The 14205-nt window shown below is 72.4% G+C and carries 16 protein-coding genes and 1 pseudogene; 7 read left to right on the top strand and 10 right to left on the bottom strand.

Translation table 11 applies throughout. From position 1 onward, the window contains the following. Positions 1 to 52: 52 nt before the first annotated feature. Complete coding sequence (locus ACFPIH_RS08115; protein ID WP_381169679.1) at positions 53 to 532, top strand: COG4315 family predicted lipoprotein; 480 nt, start codon at positions 53 to 55, stop codon at positions 530 to 532. A gap of 167 nt (positions 533 to 699) precedes the next feature. Further along, a complete protein-coding gene (locus tag ACFPIH_RS08110; RefSeq protein WP_381169677.1) occupies positions 700 to 1677 on the top strand; it encodes an SCO0930 family lipoprotein in 978 nt (325 codons plus the stop codon). Between the two features lie 102 nt (positions 1678 to 1779). On the opposite strand, the gene ACFPIH_RS08105 is transcribed toward ACFPIH_RS08110, so the two are convergent. From ACFPIH_RS08105 to ACFPIH_RS08095, 3 genes are read right to left on the bottom strand one after another with little or no spacing between them, the layout of a single operon-like run. Next, positions 1780 to 2064, bottom strand: a complete 285-nt coding sequence (locus ACFPIH_RS08105; RefSeq protein ID WP_381169675.1) for a hypothetical protein — start codon at positions 2062 to 2064, stop codon at positions 1780 to 1782. Then, positions 2022 to 2453 (bottom strand): hypothetical protein, encoded by a 432-nt coding sequence (locus ACFPIH_RS08100; protein WP_381169673.1) that lies wholly within the window; start codon positions 2451 to 2453, stop codon positions 2022 to 2024. The genes ACFPIH_RS08105 and ACFPIH_RS08100 overlap by 43 nt, the downstream gene beginning before the upstream one ends. A 53-nt stretch (positions 2454 to 2506) precedes the next feature. Further along, positions 2507 to 2836 carry a hypothetical protein gene (locus ACFPIH_RS08095; RefSeq protein WP_381169671.1) on the bottom strand — a complete coding sequence of 110 codons (330 nt, stop codon included), beginning with the start codon at positions 2834 to 2836 and terminating at the stop codon, positions 2507 to 2509. 170 nt (positions 2837 to 3006) lie between these two features. Between ACFPIH_RS08095 and ACFPIH_RS08090 the strand changes: the two genes are divergently transcribed. After that, a complete protein-coding gene (locus tag ACFPIH_RS08090; RefSeq protein WP_381169669.1) occupies positions 3007 to 3189 on the top strand; it encodes an anti-sigma factor in 183 nt (60 codons plus the stop codon). A 95-nt stretch (positions 3190 to 3284) separates the two neighbouring features. Beyond that, positions 3285 to 3899 carry a hypothetical protein gene (locus ACFPIH_RS08085; RefSeq protein WP_381169667.1) on the top strand — a complete coding sequence of 205 codons (615 nt, stop codon included), beginning with the start codon at positions 3285 to 3287 and terminating at the stop codon, positions 3897 to 3899. Between the two features lie 60 nt (positions 3900 to 3959). Here ACFPIH_RS08085 and ACFPIH_RS08080 read toward each other — a convergent pair whose 3' ends face one another. Both ACFPIH_RS08080 and ACFPIH_RS08075 read right to left on the bottom strand, forming a co-directional pair. After that, on the bottom strand, positions 3960 to 4937 hold the full coding sequence (locus ACFPIH_RS08080; RefSeq protein ID WP_381169665.1) for a quinone oxidoreductase family protein: 978 nt from the start codon (positions 4935 to 4937) through the stop codon (positions 3960 to 3962). A gap of 79 nt (positions 4938 to 5016) precedes the next feature. Continuing rightward, positions 5017 to 5211, bottom strand: a pseudogene (locus tag ACFPIH_RS08075) (MFS transporter); the annotation flags it as partial. Between the two features lie 139 nt (positions 5212 to 5350). Between ACFPIH_RS08075 and ACFPIH_RS08070 the strand changes: the two are divergent. Further along, the gene (locus ACFPIH_RS08070; protein WP_381169663.1) at positions 5351 to 6004 is read left to right on the top strand and encodes a TetR family transcriptional regulator; all 654 of its coding nucleotides are present in this window, start codon (positions 5351 to 5353) and stop codon (positions 6002 to 6004) included. Between the two features lie 85 nt (positions 6005 to 6089). Here the strand turns inward: ACFPIH_RS08070 and ACFPIH_RS08065 are convergent, their stop codons facing one another. Continuing rightward, the gene (locus tag ACFPIH_RS08065) at positions 6090 to 7439 is read right to left on the bottom strand and encodes a CoA transferase (RefSeq protein WP_381169661.1); all 1350 of its coding nucleotides are present in this window, start codon (positions 7437 to 7439) and stop codon (positions 6090 to 6092) included. 22 nt (positions 7440 to 7461) lie between these two features. Between ACFPIH_RS08065 and ACFPIH_RS08060 the strand changes: the two genes are divergently transcribed. Then, positions 7462 to 8541 carry an enoyl-CoA hydratase/isomerase family protein gene (locus tag ACFPIH_RS08060; RefSeq protein ID WP_381169659.1) on the top strand — a complete coding sequence of 360 codons (1080 nt, stop codon included), beginning with the start codon at positions 7462 to 7464 and terminating at the stop codon, positions 8539 to 8541. 84 nt (positions 8542 to 8625) lie between these two features. Here the strand turns inward: ACFPIH_RS08060 and ACFPIH_RS08055 are convergent, their stop codons facing one another. Both ACFPIH_RS08055 and ACFPIH_RS08050 read right to left on the bottom strand, forming a co-directional pair. After that, positions 8626 to 9486 (bottom strand): 3-hydroxybutyryl-CoA dehydrogenase, encoded by an 861-nt coding sequence (locus tag ACFPIH_RS08055; protein ID WP_381169657.1) that lies wholly within the window; start codon positions 9484 to 9486, stop codon positions 8626 to 8628. Positions 9487 to 9635: 149 nt separating this feature from the next. Beyond that, positions 9636 to 10271 carry a TetR/AcrR family transcriptional regulator gene (locus ACFPIH_RS08050; RefSeq protein WP_381169655.1) on the bottom strand — a complete coding sequence of 212 codons (636 nt, stop codon included), beginning with the start codon at positions 10269 to 10271 and terminating at the stop codon, positions 9636 to 9638. A 109-nt stretch (positions 10272 to 10380) separates the two neighbouring features. Here ACFPIH_RS08050 and ACFPIH_RS08045 point away from each other — a divergent pair, with 109 nt between their 5' ends. Further along, positions 10381 to 11880, top strand: coding sequence for an MFS transporter (locus ACFPIH_RS08045; protein WP_381169653.1), 1500 nt, complete (start codon positions 10381 to 10383; stop codon positions 11878 to 11880). Positions 11881 to 11956: 76 nt separating this feature from the next. Here ACFPIH_RS08045 and ACFPIH_RS08040 read toward each other — a convergent pair whose 3' ends face one another. Together ACFPIH_RS08040 and ACFPIH_RS08035 are read right to left on the bottom strand one after the other, a co-directional pair. Then, positions 11957 to 13579, bottom strand: coding sequence for a CocE/NonD family hydrolase (locus ACFPIH_RS08040; RefSeq protein WP_381169651.1), 1623 nt, complete (start codon positions 13577 to 13579; stop codon positions 11957 to 11959). Continuing rightward, positions 13576 to 14175, bottom strand: coding sequence for a TetR/AcrR family transcriptional regulator (locus tag ACFPIH_RS08035; protein WP_381169649.1), 600 nt, complete (start codon positions 14173 to 14175; stop codon positions 13576 to 13578). The genes ACFPIH_RS08040 and ACFPIH_RS08035 overlap by 4 nt, the downstream gene beginning before the upstream one ends. Positions 14176 to 14205 lie beyond the last annotated feature (30 nt).

Below are 14205 nucleotides of genomic sequence, written 5' to 3'. Positions count from 1 at the left end.
CGCGACGCGCTTTCGCGAGCACCCACCGACGACGAGAAGGACGGTCGACACCATGCGCGCACGGATCACTCTGGCAGCGATTTCCCTGACCCTGCTGACCCTGTCCGCCTGCAGTGGCACCACGGGGGACACCGCGGCGGACGATTCCGCCGGCCCGGCCGCGAAGGGTTCCGAACCGTCCGTCAAGGTGGTCGGATCCGACGTCGGCGACATCCTCGTCGACCAGAACGGCCGCACGCTGTACGCCTTCACCAAGGACAAGGCGGGCACCAGCAACTGCGACGCCGACTGCATCGCCGTCTGGCCCGCGCTGACCGGCGCCTCGAAGGTCGCCGCGGGGCCCGGCGCGGACAGGGCGCTGCTGAACACGGCCAGGAACAGCGGGGGCGCGGTACAGGCCCGCTATGGGGACTGGCCGCTGTACTACTACGTCGGCGACTCCTCTCCCGGTGATGTCAACGGCCAGGGCCTGGACGACGAGTGGTTCGTCCTGGGGGCGGACGGCAAGCTGATCCGCAAGAACGTCGACTGAACCACCTGCCCGCGGGAGCCGTGTCGACGGCAGCAGCGGAAGAGCGAACACCAACCAGCCGCACGGGACGCGCCGTTGGCGCCGGCCGCTGGAGCGGATGCCCGCCGACGAGCGGATGTTCCGCACCTCACTCACACCCATGGCACAGAGGAGACGGTCATGCGCAAGTGGCAGGGCATTTCGGTCGCGGTCACGGCGGCGGCGATCATGGCGACGTCCGCCTGCGGAGGCGGCGCCCAGGACGAGGCGAAGCCCGCGGCAGCCGCGGTCAGCACCTCCCCGAGCGGGAGCGCGAACGCTCCGGCGGGGGCGGCTCCGCGAACGGCCTGGCGCAGGTGCAGGCGTCGTCGCCGGGCAGGCTCAGCATCTGGGACAACGACAAACTGGGCCGGGTCCTCACCGACAGCGCGGGCTTCACCTTCTACCGCTTCGACAAGGACACGGCCCGGCCACCCAAGTCCGTATGCGACGGGGACTGCGCCAAGACCTGGCCGCCGGTCCCGGCCGACGGCGGCTCGGCCGCCGACGGCATGGACCCGGCGCTGCTCGGCTCGGTCACCCGCGCCGACGGCACCAAGCAGCTCACCGTCGCGGGCTGGCCGATGTACCGGTACGTCAAGGACACCGAGCCCCGCCAGGCCAACGGGCAGGGCGTGGGCGGCACTTGGTTCGCCGCCGCCCCCGACGGCACCAAGGCCGAGGCCGACGCGGGCATCGGCGTCGGCACGGGTGGTGACGACGCCTACGGAAGCGGCGCCGGCACCGGTACCGGCTCCGGACAGGAGACCGAACTCCCGTCCCTGTCCACCGTCGAGAACGCCGACCTGGGGAAGATCCTCCGCGACGGCAAGGGCCGAACCCTGTACCGCTTCACCAAGGACGTCGCGTGGCCGATGAAGTCGAACTGCGTCGGCGCCTGCCTGGACAAGTGGAAGCCCGCCAAGCCGGCCGACGTCAAGTCCGTCGAGGGGATCGACCTCAAGCTGCTGTCCACCTTCGAGCGTCCCGACGGAACACAGCAACTCGCCATCGACTGCTGGCTGCTGTACTGGTTCACCGGTGACCAGACGCCCGGCGACACCAACGGCCAGGGCGTCGGCGGCACCTGGTTCGCGGTCAGGCCCGACGGCACCCTCGCCAAGTAACGCACATGAACCAGGGCCCTCCGGCCGTACCCCCGGAGGGCCCTTCCGCATACGGGGCCCGGCGGATCTGTTGACCGGGTCTGCCGACCGAGCGGCGGAGCCTCAGCTGTTCTGGACGCGGCTGTTCTGGATGCGGCGGGCTGCGGCCACGAGTTCGGCGGGCAGCGCGGGACCGGCGCACGCGTGATCGATCAGCAGGCCCCGGTACGAGCCGTTCGGCAGGGACGGAGCCAGTTCGAGGAGTTCGCCCAGCGCGGCGGGTGAGCCGGTGAGCCGTGCCCGGTAGGCGGCCCCGGCCGCACGAAGGGTGAGTTCGGCCGGCTCCAGCTTCAATGCCTGATCGGTCAGGCGGACCGCGGCTGCGAAGTCGCCCTGCTCGGCGCGCACGTCGGCCAGGTCGAGACAGAGCGACCAGTTGGATGCAGGACCAGTGACTCCAGCAGCCGCCTCGCCGCCGCCGGGTCGCCGCCCACCGCCACCGTGCCCGGCGCCCGGGCCAGATCGAGGAACAGGCAGCCCTCCGGGTCCGAGGCGCCGATGCAGAGGAACACGCCGTCGCCCTCGGGGATGTCGTACGGAACCGGCATCCAGGCGAACGCGGCATCTCCCTGCGGGCCACCGTCTCCGGTGAGGCTGATGTCGACGACGTCGTCACCGAACACGACGCGGAACGCCCGGGTTTCCTCGGCGCGAGGGGCGGCGACGGCGGGCGGGCGCGCCGCCGATCCACGCACTCCGTTCCTGCGCGGCACCACGACCGTCGCCGAATCGGCCACGGGGGCCACGGCCGCCGACAGGGGTGCGGCCGACGCCGAAGCCGTTACGGGTGCTACGGCTGGAGGGGCGGCCCGGCCTTCCGCGCCGTCCGGGGCTGTCGCCCCGGGGCCGGGGCGCGCAAGATCTCGTCGAATCTGCTGCCGTCGCCGAGGACCTTCTCCGCGATGGAGTACAGGAACTCCGGTTTGCCGTCCGGCTCCGTGCCGACGACGTAGTACTTGACGGCGTTCCGCGTGTCCGTCGGCGTCCCCGCCCGGACACCGTCCGGAAACGGGGCGGCCGACGCTTCCGCGGCGCCCCCGGCAGCCAGCAGGGGACCCGCCAGCACGGCCGCCGCCGTCTCGGCGCGCGGCACTCGTGGCCTGGGCCGGTTGGGAGTCATGTCGTTGTCCCCTTCAAGACGTCTGCGACGCGTCGCACCGTTGCCGGCCGTCGTCGGCGGCCTCGGCCATGCCACGTGTGCCGTCGCCGTTCGGTTCGGAGCGCTGAACCCGTCGTCCACCACCTCCGTTCATGCGATGAGTGAGTCCCTTCTGCCAGTTGGAGATGCCGATGGCGATGCCGCCGGACGAACCGCGTCCCGAGTCCGGCGCCTATGTGCTCGGAATTCTCGACCCGAACGAAACCGCCGACTTCGAGGCACATCTGACGGTGTGCTGGATCTGCCTGGAGGAGGTCCATTCGCTGGGTGAGGTCAAGCGGCTGCTGGACCGTCTCCTCGGCCGCCGGCCCTGACTTCCGTTTGATCCGGCCGAGCGCTTCGTACGTGTTGCTCGCGACGGCGCCGCACCGTCGGCGCGATCGACCGCTCGGAGACGACGGGGAATCGGATGACGTCGCTGGTGGAACGGACGGCGGACGCGTCGTCGGGTGCGAGGAGGGAACACCGGCCGGGACGCCCGCTGCTGGGGGTACGGCTCGGGCACCTCATCGTGTGGGAGGCCGCGGCCCTGCTGCTCGCGGCCGGTCTGACGGCCCCGGACCCGGTCGGGGTCCCCGCGCTGGCGGGCGCCGGACTGCTGCTGGTCGCGACGGTGGCACGGGTGCGACGGCGGTGGCTGTACGACTGGGTGCTCACGCGGCTGCGCCACCTGGGCCGCCGACGGCCGCGGCGTCGTGGCCGGGCCGGTCAGGAGGCCGGGCCACTCGGTCCGCTGCGCGGGCTGCTGCCCTCGCTGAGTGTGAGCCGGGCCGGCGGGCGCAGCAGGATCCGGATGGGCGTCGTACACGACGGCCGCGCGTGGATCGCGCTCGTCGGGGTGGACGAGGACGAGCCGGCCGCCCTCGCCCCGTTGCCCCGGCCCGCCCGTGTGCCGGCGTCCGGCGCTCGACCGCCACCCGGCCGTACATGTCGTGCGGCATCCGCGTCGGCCACAGAACGGAGACACGTCGGCGCAGCACGGCCCGCATGCGCGCGATCAGCTCACGTGCCCGGAACGGCTTGACGATGTAGTCCAGGGGGCCTCGGCCGGCCGTGGGGGACGGTCTGCACGCGGCGGCTGTGCTCAGTCGGTCACCCGCAGCAGCAGCTTGCCCGTCGATGTCCGTCCGCCCATCAGGTGGTGGGCCTCGGCCGCTTCCGAGAGGGGGAACTCCGCGGTGACCGGAAGGCTCACAGTGCCGTCGGTGACCTTGCCGAAGGCGCGCTCGGCCAGCGCACGCAGCGCCTCGGGCGCCGACTGGGCGAGCGCCAGGACGGAGAAGCCCCCGACGGAACGGCCCTGCGCGTACAGCTCGGGCTGCCCGACGCGCCACGGCTCCGCACCGCTCGCGTTGCCGAACGACACCAGGCGCCCGAAGACGGCGAGCGCGTCGAGGCCGTGGCGCAGGGTGTCGCCGCCGACCGGGTCGAGGACCAGGTCGACCCCTCGGCCGGCGGTGGCCCGGCGGACGTCCTCGGGGAACGTGTCGGTGGTGAACACCTCGTCGTAGCCGTGCTTGAGCGCGTACGCGCCCTTGGCCGTCGAGGAGGCCACGCCGTACACCGCGCCGGCGCCCGCCGCCCGGGCCAGTTGCCCGGCCACCGTGCCGATGCCTCCGGCCGCGCCGTGCACCAGCACGGTCTCTCCGGCCTGGAGGCGTCCGACTTCGAACAGGAGCGCGTGCGCGGTCGGCAGCACGGTGGGGAGCGTGGCGGCGGTGCGCAGGTCCAGCCCCTCGGGGAGCGGGAAGACGGTGGCGGCCCCGGCGACGACGACCTCCGCGTAGCCGCCGCCGACGACGAGTGCGGCGACCTCCTGCCCCGGACGCAGCCCCTGGACGCCCGCGCCGACGGCCCGGATCCGGCCGGAGACCTCCAGTCCAGGCCGGTAGGGCAGCGATTCCACCCGGTACCCGTCCGCACGCGCCTTGAGGTCGGCGAAGTTGACGCCCGCGTAGGCGGCGTCGATGGTGACCTGGCCCGGCCCCGGCTCGGGGGCCTCGGCCTGTACGACCGTCAACACCTCGGGGGCACCGCACTCCTGGAACTCGACTGCGCGCATCAGCGGTACCCACCCTTCGACGAAGTGTTCAACGGAAAGCGAACACTGGGACTGTAAGGTACGCATCGAACACTCGGCAAGCGGCCGGGCCGGTGCCGCCGACGAGGTCGAAGCGTCCACCGGTGCGCACCTTCGACTCGGACACCGGCAGTACAACGAGCACGAGGGCGAGGCCGGCGAGGACGCCTGAGGTCCAGAACAGGGTGTGCCAGTCGAAGTTGTCGGCGACGAACGCGGCGATGGGCAGGCCGATGGCGGCGCCGATACCGAGGGAGAGCGCGGGGTGGCCTTCTTCACGTCGGCATGGCTGAACCCGACAGGAATGCCGGGTGGAGGGGTGGTGAAGGAGAGTTGCGTAGGCTTTCGTCGTTTCACCTCGCCGCTCAGGGCGGGGATGTCCCGGGGTGGTGATGATGACCGGCAGGACCAGGCGGGACGAACAGGTCAGCGCGACGCGTGAGGCGCTCCTCGACGCGGCCGAGCGGCTGTTCGCCGAGTACGGGGTGCATGCCGTCGCCAACCGCCAGATCAGCCTGGCCGCCGGGCAGGGCAACAACGCCGCCGTCAGCTACCACTTCGGCACCAAGATGGACCTGGTGCGCGCCGTCGCCCGGCGGCACGCCGAGCGGATCGAGGTCGGCCGGCTGCGCATGATGGCCGAGATCGGCGACTCCGCCGACCTGCGGGACTGGATGGCCTGCGCGGTCCGTCCCGTCACCGAGCACCTGGAGGCCCTGGGCACGCCGAGCTGGTACGCCCGGTTCATCGCCCAGGTCACCAGCGACCCGGCCCTGCGTGCGGACATGACCGAGGCCTTCGCGGCCGCCTCCCCCTCGATGGAGAAGCTGCAGGACGGCCTGAACCGCTGTCTGCCGGACCTGCCCCCCGAGGTGCACGCTGAACGCGCGGCCATGACCCGTCACCTCATCACGCAGATGACCGCCGAGCGCGAGCGTGCCCTCGCGGACAACAAGCAGACGGCCAGGGCAAGTTGGCGTGAGGCGGCGAACGGCCTGATCGACGCCGTCGTCGCCCTGTGGCGGGCGCCGGTCACACGCGGGGACTGACCGACGGCCCGTTCGGCGCACCCTGGTCAGGCCCGGACATGGCGGACGGCTCCGTCGATGTCCGCGTCCCGGATCAGTGGTCCGCTCACGGCACCCGGATCCCCAGGCCGCGCAGCACGGTCGCGGTGTCCGCGCCACTCGCCGAGGCGGCGGCGACGGCACGGCGCGGGCGAGGGGCGGCCAGGGGGAACGCGGTGTGGCCGGTGTCCACCAGCCAGTCCTCGCCCCGCGTGCCCCGTCTGACGAGACGGGCGCCGTCGGCGGAGACGGAGAGGCAGGTGGACACTACGTCTGCCATGGACACGTCCCAGAGCGCACCGCCACCCCCCGGCTGTTCGGAGAGGGCGAGCGCGGCGGCGAGCAGACCGGTGAGCGGGTCGGCGATCGCGTCACCGGCGAACACCGGCCGCCCGTCCGCGTCCGGCGCGAGGAGTCCGCGGGAGGCGGCCACGTCGTCGCCGAAGCCGATCCGGCCCGAGGCACGCCCGTGCGCCGTGATGGAGATCCAGGTGCAGCCGCGGGCCGCCGCCGCCCCCGCGTCGATCCCGAATCCCGCCAGAGCGCGGGGCCGGGAGGCCTCGATCACCACGTCCGCGCGGCCGACCAGCTCATGCAGGGCGGCGCGGCCCCGTGCGTCCGTGGGGTCGAGGACGACCGAGCGGTGGCCCGCGTGCAGCAGGTCGTAGAAGGCGGGGTCGCCGAACCGCGCTCCGTCCGGGCGGGACGGGATTTCCACCTTGACCACCCTGGCCCCCGCCGACCCCAGCAGGTGCGCACAGAGCGGACCCGCCCACAGCGCGCTGAAGTCCACCACCAGCAGGCCCGCCACGTCCCGCGGCGGTCCCGGCAGCGGGCAGGTGCGCTCGGGCAGAGGCCGGACCGCCCCGCCCGCGAGACCGAGGAGCTCCACCCGCTCGTCCAGGTCCGCGCCGTCGTGCGCGGCGAGCCAGTCGGTCAGCCGGGCGGGGAGCGCTCCGGCGTCGAGGTCCCGGCCGATCAGCGCGCTCCACAGCAGGGGATCGTCCGGTCGGGCGTCGGACACGGCGGCCCAGCCGTCCCGCGTGGGCAGCAGTCGGCAGCTGCCGCCGACCGAGAGCCGTCCGCGCCGTCCCCGTCCGCTGAGGGCGGCCCGCTCGGCGAGCAGCCGGGCCCCGTCGAGCCTCGCCCCGCCGGCGCGGGCGACGGCGTCGGCCAGCCAGGAGGCGAAGGTGGCCGCCGCGCCGGGGGGAAGCAGCGGCGGTCCGTCGGGGTGGCCGGTCAGGAGGGGGAGGCCGCTGCGGGCCCAGTCCTCGGCGATCCGGGAAGGGGCGGTGTCCGACCAGGGGAGAGGAGAGGGCGCGCCGCCGGACGGCCCGTCCGCCGAGGGCGGCGCCGCGCCGCCGGAGACCCGGTGCCGGGTGTCCCCTGAGCGGCTGCCGGGTACCTGGTCGGACATGCCGGGATGGTAGACCAGAGTGGTGTCCCCGACCACACCGATCTCCGTCGCCGAACTCGCCGCCGGGGCGGCCGACGCCGACCTCCTGGACGGCGACGCCAGAGCGCACCGGCCGCTGCTCGTCGTCGATCTGGACCGGCCACCGGCACCCACGGCCGCCGACCTGGAGCGTGCCGTCCGCCTGGCCCGTGCGGGGGACCGGCTGCTGGTCGGGCGTACCACCCGCACGGTTTTCGACAGCGCCCTCCTGGACGCCCTGGATCTGACGCTCGTACACGCACCCCGCGACCGCCTCTGCGCCACGGACTCCGCCGGGTCTGCGGCCACGGTCGCGGTCGTGGATCCGGCGGCCGAGGCCGAATTCCTGCGCGGGCAGGCGGAGGAGCAGCCGCAGGCGGCCCTGGTGCTGCGCCAACTCCTGCGGATTCAGGAGAAGTTGCCGGTGTCGCAGGCACTGGACGCGGAGTCGCTGGCGTACTCGACACTGCTCGGTGGGTCCGGCTTCGCCCATTGGCTCGCGGCCCGCGGTCCGCGTCCCGCGCCGCCGCCCGCGAGCGGTGACCCCGTTCTGGTGCGCCGGGAGGGAGCCGTCCTGCGGATCACGCTCGACCGTCCCGAGCGGCGCAACGCCCACGGCGCGCGGCTGCGCGACGCCCTGGCCGCCGCCGTCGAGATCGCGCTCTGGGACGACAGCGTGCGCGAGGTGGTGCTTGACGGCAACGGGCCCTCTTTCAGCTCCGGCGGAGACCTGGACGAGTTCGGGGCCGCGACCGACCTCGCCGGCGCGCATCTGATCCGCACCCGGGCGGGTGCGGCGACCCGCCTGCACGCCGTCGGCGGGCGGCTCACCGCGCGGCTGCACGGCCACTGCGTCGGCGCCGGCATCGAACTGCCGGCCTTCGCCTCTCGCGTAGTGGCCGCCCCGGACACCCGTATCCGCCTGCCCGAGCTGTCCATGGGCCTGATTCCCGGTGCCGGAGGCACGGTCAGCCTGCCGCGCAGGATCGGCCGCCGACGCACCCTGTTCCTGGTCCTCGACGGCCGGGCCATCGACGCCGAACGTGCTCTGGCCTGGGGGTTGGTGGACCACATCGAGGAGTGAGCGCCCTGCGGGGTCCGGCCGCCAACCGCTCAGGGCCGCCGGTGTCGCCGTGCGGCCCCGTCCGACGGTGGGCGGGGCGGTCGCTCAGGAGTCGTAGGTGTAGAAGCCCCGGCCGTTCTTGCGTCCGAGGTGGCCCGCGGCGACCATGCGGCGCAGCAGTGCGGGGGGCGCGTACAGCGGCTCCTTGAACTCCTCGTACATCGACTCGGCGACGGCCTGGGCGGTGTCGAGGCCGATGAGGTCGAGCAGGCGCAGCGGGCCCATGGGGTGGGCGCAGCCGAGTTCCATACCTCGGTCGATGTCGTCGGGCCGCGCGGCGCCCGACTCCACCATGCGGACCGCGCTGAGCAGGTAGGGGACGAGGAGGGCGTTGACGACGAAGCCCGAGCGGTCGGCCGCCTGGACGGCCTCCTTGCCCAGCTGTCCCGCGAATTCCCGGGTGAGCCGCACGGTCTCCTGGCTGGTGGTGAGGGCGGGGATGACTTCGACCAGCCGCTGCACGGGCACGGGGTTGAAGAAGTGCATGCCGATGACCTGTCCGGGCCGCTCGGTGGCGACGGCGAGGTCGACGATCGGGATCGAGGAGGTGTTGGTGGCGAGGATCGCCGCGGGGTCCTCGACCGCCTTGTCCAGGGCGCGCAGCACGTCCGTCTTGATGTCGCGGTTCTCGGCGACGGCCTCGACGACGAACTGACGGTCGGCCAGGTCGGCGAGCTCGTCGGTGAAGGACAGCCGAGCGAGGGTCTGTTCGCGCTCCTCCTCGCCGAGTTTGCCGCGCCGGACGCCCCGGTCGAGGGAGGCGGTGATGCGCCGGCGGCCTGCCTCGACGGCGTCGAGTGTGGCTTCGGCGACGCGGACGTCGATGCCGTTGCGGGCGGCGACTTCGGCGATGCCGGAGCCCATGAGGCCGCAGCCGACGACGCCGAGGCGGGTGACGGGAGCCATGCGGGTTCCTCTCGGTTGGGTCGGATGTCGCGGCGGTACCGGCCGTCACGAAAACCCTGACTGAGTGGATAGTAGGACGTCCTAGTAAGTGACAGAAGGTGATGTTGGTGTGACCAGAAGCACAGCGCGCGGTGTGTCGCCGGCCGGCGTCAGTCGAGTGCGCTGTCGTTCTCCAGCGCCGGGGCGAGGAGGTGGCAGAGGGAGTCGGCCAGCAGATGGAGGGGGTCGGCGGTGTCCAGCGGCCAGCCGACCGCGATCCACGCGGAGAAGAACGACTCGGTCTGCAGAACGGCCATCAGGGCTCGTTGGCGAGCCTCCGCAGGGGGGACGCCCTGCCATCGCCCGGGTTGCCCGACGAGCATGCCCACATAGCGCTCGTGTGCCTTGATGTACTGCACGCGGCCGTCGCCGAGACTGCGGAGCGCGGCCGGGGACGCCGCGTTGGCGACGCGGCGGATGGGCGCCACCTCCCGCCAGCGGGCCTCGGCGCCGTCGAGCCACGTCCGGATGCCGGCCCGAGTCCATCGCGGCAGCGCGGTCAGGTCGGCGTACGCCTCTTCCATCAGGTCGTACACGCGCTCCACGAGTGCGTCGACGATCTCGGCCTTGCCGGGGAAGTGTGCGTAGACCGTGGCCCGTGTCACCCCGGCGGCCTGCGCGATGTCCTCCATCCGCGCGTCGAGGAAGGGCTTCTCGGCGAACACGGTGACGGCCGCGTCGAGCAGGCGCCGATGCGTGAGGCTCTTCTGCTCCTCGCGCAGGTTCCTGCGGGGTGTGGACTCCATCCGCCCAGTCTCTCCCGCCGAGCGGAGCATGGCTTCACTATACGCCGTGTATGGTGAAGCGAAATCGCTATACGCGGTGTATAGCGATCTGGTGGCTGGAGCGCGTCTGATGAGCACCGCGATGAACGAGTCCCGTCCCGAGGGCGCGCCCCCCACGTCCCGCCGACAGGTGCTCAAGGCACTGAGCGGGCTGCTTCTCGCGCTCTTCGTCTCGACCCTGAGCAGTACGGTCGTGTCGAGCGCGCTGCCGAAGATCATCGGGGCCGTGCACGGGTCGCAGACCCAGTACACGTGGGTCGTCACCGCCACCCTTCTCACCACCACGGCGACGACCCCGGTCTGGGGCAAACTCGCCGACCTCTTCAGCAAGAAGACCCTCGTCCAGGCTTCCATCGCGGTCTTCGTGCTGGGTGCCGTGGCGTCCGGAGTCAGTCAGAGCGCCGGCCAGCTCATCGCATCGCGGGCCCTCCAGGGCGTCGGCGTGGGAGGTGTGCAGGCCCTCGTGCAGATCACCCTCGCGGCCATGATCCCGCCGCGGGAACGCGGCCGGTACAGCGGCTACCTGAGCAGTGTCACGGCGACCTCGACCATCGGCGGGCCGCTGCTCGGCGGTGTCATCGTGGACACCTCGTGGCTGGGCTGGCGGTGGTGCTTCTTCGTCGGCGTTCCGGTCGCGGCCGTCGCGCTCTTCCTGCTCCAGCGCACGCTGAACCTTCCCGTCGTCCGCCGCGAGAACGTGCGGATCGACTATCCGGGGGCCGCCCTGATCGCCGCGGGTGTCAGTGTGCTGCTCATCTGGGTGTCCTTCGTCGACGGTTCCTTCGCCTGGGCCTCCTGGCAGAGCGCCGTCATGGTGGCCGGCGGACTGTCCCTGATCGCCGTGGCCGTGTGGGTGGAGTCGCGGGCCTCCGAACCCGTGGTACCGCTCGACATCGTGCGGCAGCGCACCACCGCCCTGGCGATTCTCGGCAGCCTCTCCGTCGGTACGGCCATGTTCGGCGCCGCGGTGTTCCTCAGCCAGTACTTCCAGCTGAGCCGGGGTCACAGCCCGACCGAGGCGGGCCTGATGACGATCCCGATGATGGCCGGCATCCTGATCGCCTCCACGGTCGCCGGACGGTTGATCACCCGGACCGGGAAGATCAAACCCTTCGTCATCGTGGGCTCCGGCTTCCTCACGGTCGGATTCACGGGCCTCGGCACGATCGACGACAGGACGTCCATGGTCTTCCTGAGCGCGGCGATGCTGTGCGTCGGGATGGGCGTCGGCATGACACTGCAGAACTTCGTGCTCGCCGTGCAGAACACCGTGCCGCTGAAGGACATCGGCGCGGCCAGCTCCACGGTGTCCTTCTTCCGCTCCCTCGGCGGCACGATCGGCGTCTCGGTTCTCGGAGCCGTCCTGGCCCGCCAGGTCCATGACCAGGTCGCGCAGGGTGAGGACGTCCGTGTCGCCTACGGCGACGCGACGGCGCACATCTTCCTCCTGTCGGCCGCCGCGGCCGTGCTGGCTGTCGTCGCCGCCGTCCTGCTGAAGCCGGTCAGCCTGCGCAGCAGCCTCGACCTGCAAACACCGTCGGCAGCGGAGCCGGCGAAGACGGCCAGGTGACGCGCATGAGGATGCCGACAACCGTACGGCTCCTCCTCGCGCCCTGACACAGCGCCGCCCGGCCCGCACCGGTGGGTCAGCCCGGCTGGCGCACCGGCAGTACGACGGCCGAGGGGTGTTCGGGGTCGTGCAGGACGAGCTGGTCGGCGGCCCGGAGCGTGGTGGCGCTGCCTCGGGGCTCCCCGGTGCCGGGATTGCGGTTGAAGCGGGGGAAGGCGCCGCTGGACACCTGGACGCGGATGCGGTGCCCCCGCTTGAAGCGGTACGCCGTCGGCCACAGCCGTACCACCGCCGTCGACGTCGCGTCGGCGCCCGTGAGACCGGTCAGACCGTCGCAGACATTGGTGGAGCGGCCCTTGTCGTCCACGTCGCAGAGACGGACGAACACATCGGCGTACGGCAGGCTGGAGCGGAAGTGGATCTCGGCGCTCACCTCGCCGACGACCTCGACGTCGTTGTCCAGTACGGGGGTTGTATAGGTGAGGACGTCCGGCCGGGCCTCCAGCTCGGTGTTGTCGACGCGGCCGGTCCTGACGCCGAAGGCCATCCGGGCGCCGCCGAAGGCGGGGGTGGGGTCGGCGGGGTCGTAGCGGTAGCGGTCGGGGGCTGAGTCGGCGGGCGCCTCGGTGGAGAGGGCGCCGCGCGGCTGGAGGTGGAAGCGTGTGGGCTCGTATCCCGGGGGCGGCCAGGAGGGGAAGTCGCGCCACTTCTCCTCGCCCATGACGAACAGCCGTACCGGGGCGCGCTCGGCCGGCTCCTCGCCGCGCGCCAGGGCGAGGCCGTAGTCGAGGGTTTCGGCGGTGTAGGCGTGACCCACCCCCATGGAGAGGTGCGCCCACGGCCCGACGGTGAGCCGGGGATTCCGGCCGGCCTCCTGGAGGGCCCGGTAGTCGCGGAGCTGGCCGGGCAGGAAGATGTCGTACCAGCCGCCGACGGTGCTCACCGGCACCCGTATGCCGGAGACCCGGTCGCTGTGGTCGAGGCCGTCCCAGAACGCCGAGTCCGAGTCGTGGACGAGGATGTTCTGGAGGTAGTCGTAGCGATGGCCGAGGGCGGCGGTGTCCGCCCGGTCCAACGGCAGCGTGTGCAGCACGCGTTGGAACTTCCTTCCGCTCAGCATCGCGCGCGGCATCGCGAACCGCCGTTCCTGTCCCGCGACCTGCACGCCCCAGCCGAACGGCGTTTCCAGCGAGAAGCCGTCGGCGCGGAGGAACTCCCGGGTGAGAGCCGATTCGGAGACCCCCGGGATCATGGCCTTGACCTGAGGCGGGGCGGCGTCGGCGACCGCCCACTGGGTGAAGCCGCTGTAGCTCGATCCGACCAGGACCATCGACTCGCCGAACCAGGGCTGCTCGACGACCCATTCCAGGGTGTCGAGCCCGTCCTCGCGCTCGCGGCGCAGCGGATCCCAGGGGCCGTCGGAGCCGAAGGTGCCGCGAGTGCTCTGGATGAGGACCTGGAAGCCCCGTTCGGCCAGGGGCCGGGCCATCGGGTCCGCGGCCATGCCGGACCTGCCGTAGGGAAGCCGGACGAGCGCGGTCGGCAGGCCGTCGCCGCCCTTCTTCGGGGCCCAGCGGTCGGCCAGCAGGACGGCGCCGTCGCGCATCGGGACCCGCAGGTCGTGCTCGACGGTCACGGCCCGGGTGGGGGGCGCGGGCAGGCGCAGTATGCGCTGGACGAGGTGACTGTTGAAGTTCATCGGGGGCTGCCTCCGGTAGGGGGAGGGGAGGAGGACCGGTGGTGGGCGAGCACGGTCGTCACGCGCAGCAGGCGGTCCGCGAGTTCCTCCGGGTCGAGGGGGTCGGCGGCCTCGATCACCCAGTCGTTGACGATCGCGCCGGTTCCGCCGGTGAACATGGCGGCCAGGTCGCGTGCCGTGGTCTCGTCGAGCTCGCCGAACACCTCCCGCAGGCCCTCGCCCGTGACGAGTGGGGCGAAGAGCCGGTTGAGCGCTCGGGCCATCGGGAACGCGCAGGACCCGGTGAGCATCGCGCGGTAGAAGGAACGGTGGCGGGCGAAGTGCCGGGCCATCGCCAGCAGGCGCACCCGGTGCGGTGCGCTGTCGTCGCGGACCTCGGGGAGGAGTTCGCGTTCGACGAGGTCGGCCGCGGCCGCCACGAGCAGCGCGTCGCGGTCTCCGAACTGCAGGTACACCAGCTGGCGGCTGACGTCTGCGGCGTTCGAGAGATCGGCGACGGGCAGCGTCGTGGTCCTCCGCTCGGACACCAGGCGCACGGCGGCGGCCATCAGGGCGGCACGGGAGCGGAGTACACGGCGGTCTTGGCGATCCTGCATGAGGTCGACAGTAGACAGGTGTCAAAAAAT

Source organism: Streptomyces vulcanius, from assembly GCF_042653945.1.
GTDB lineage: Bacteria > Actinomycetota > Actinomycetes > Streptomycetales > Streptomycetaceae > Streptomyces > Streptomyces mangrovi.
Note: the sequence above shows the minus strand (reverse complement) of the source record. Positions and strands in the feature narration are given on the sequence as shown.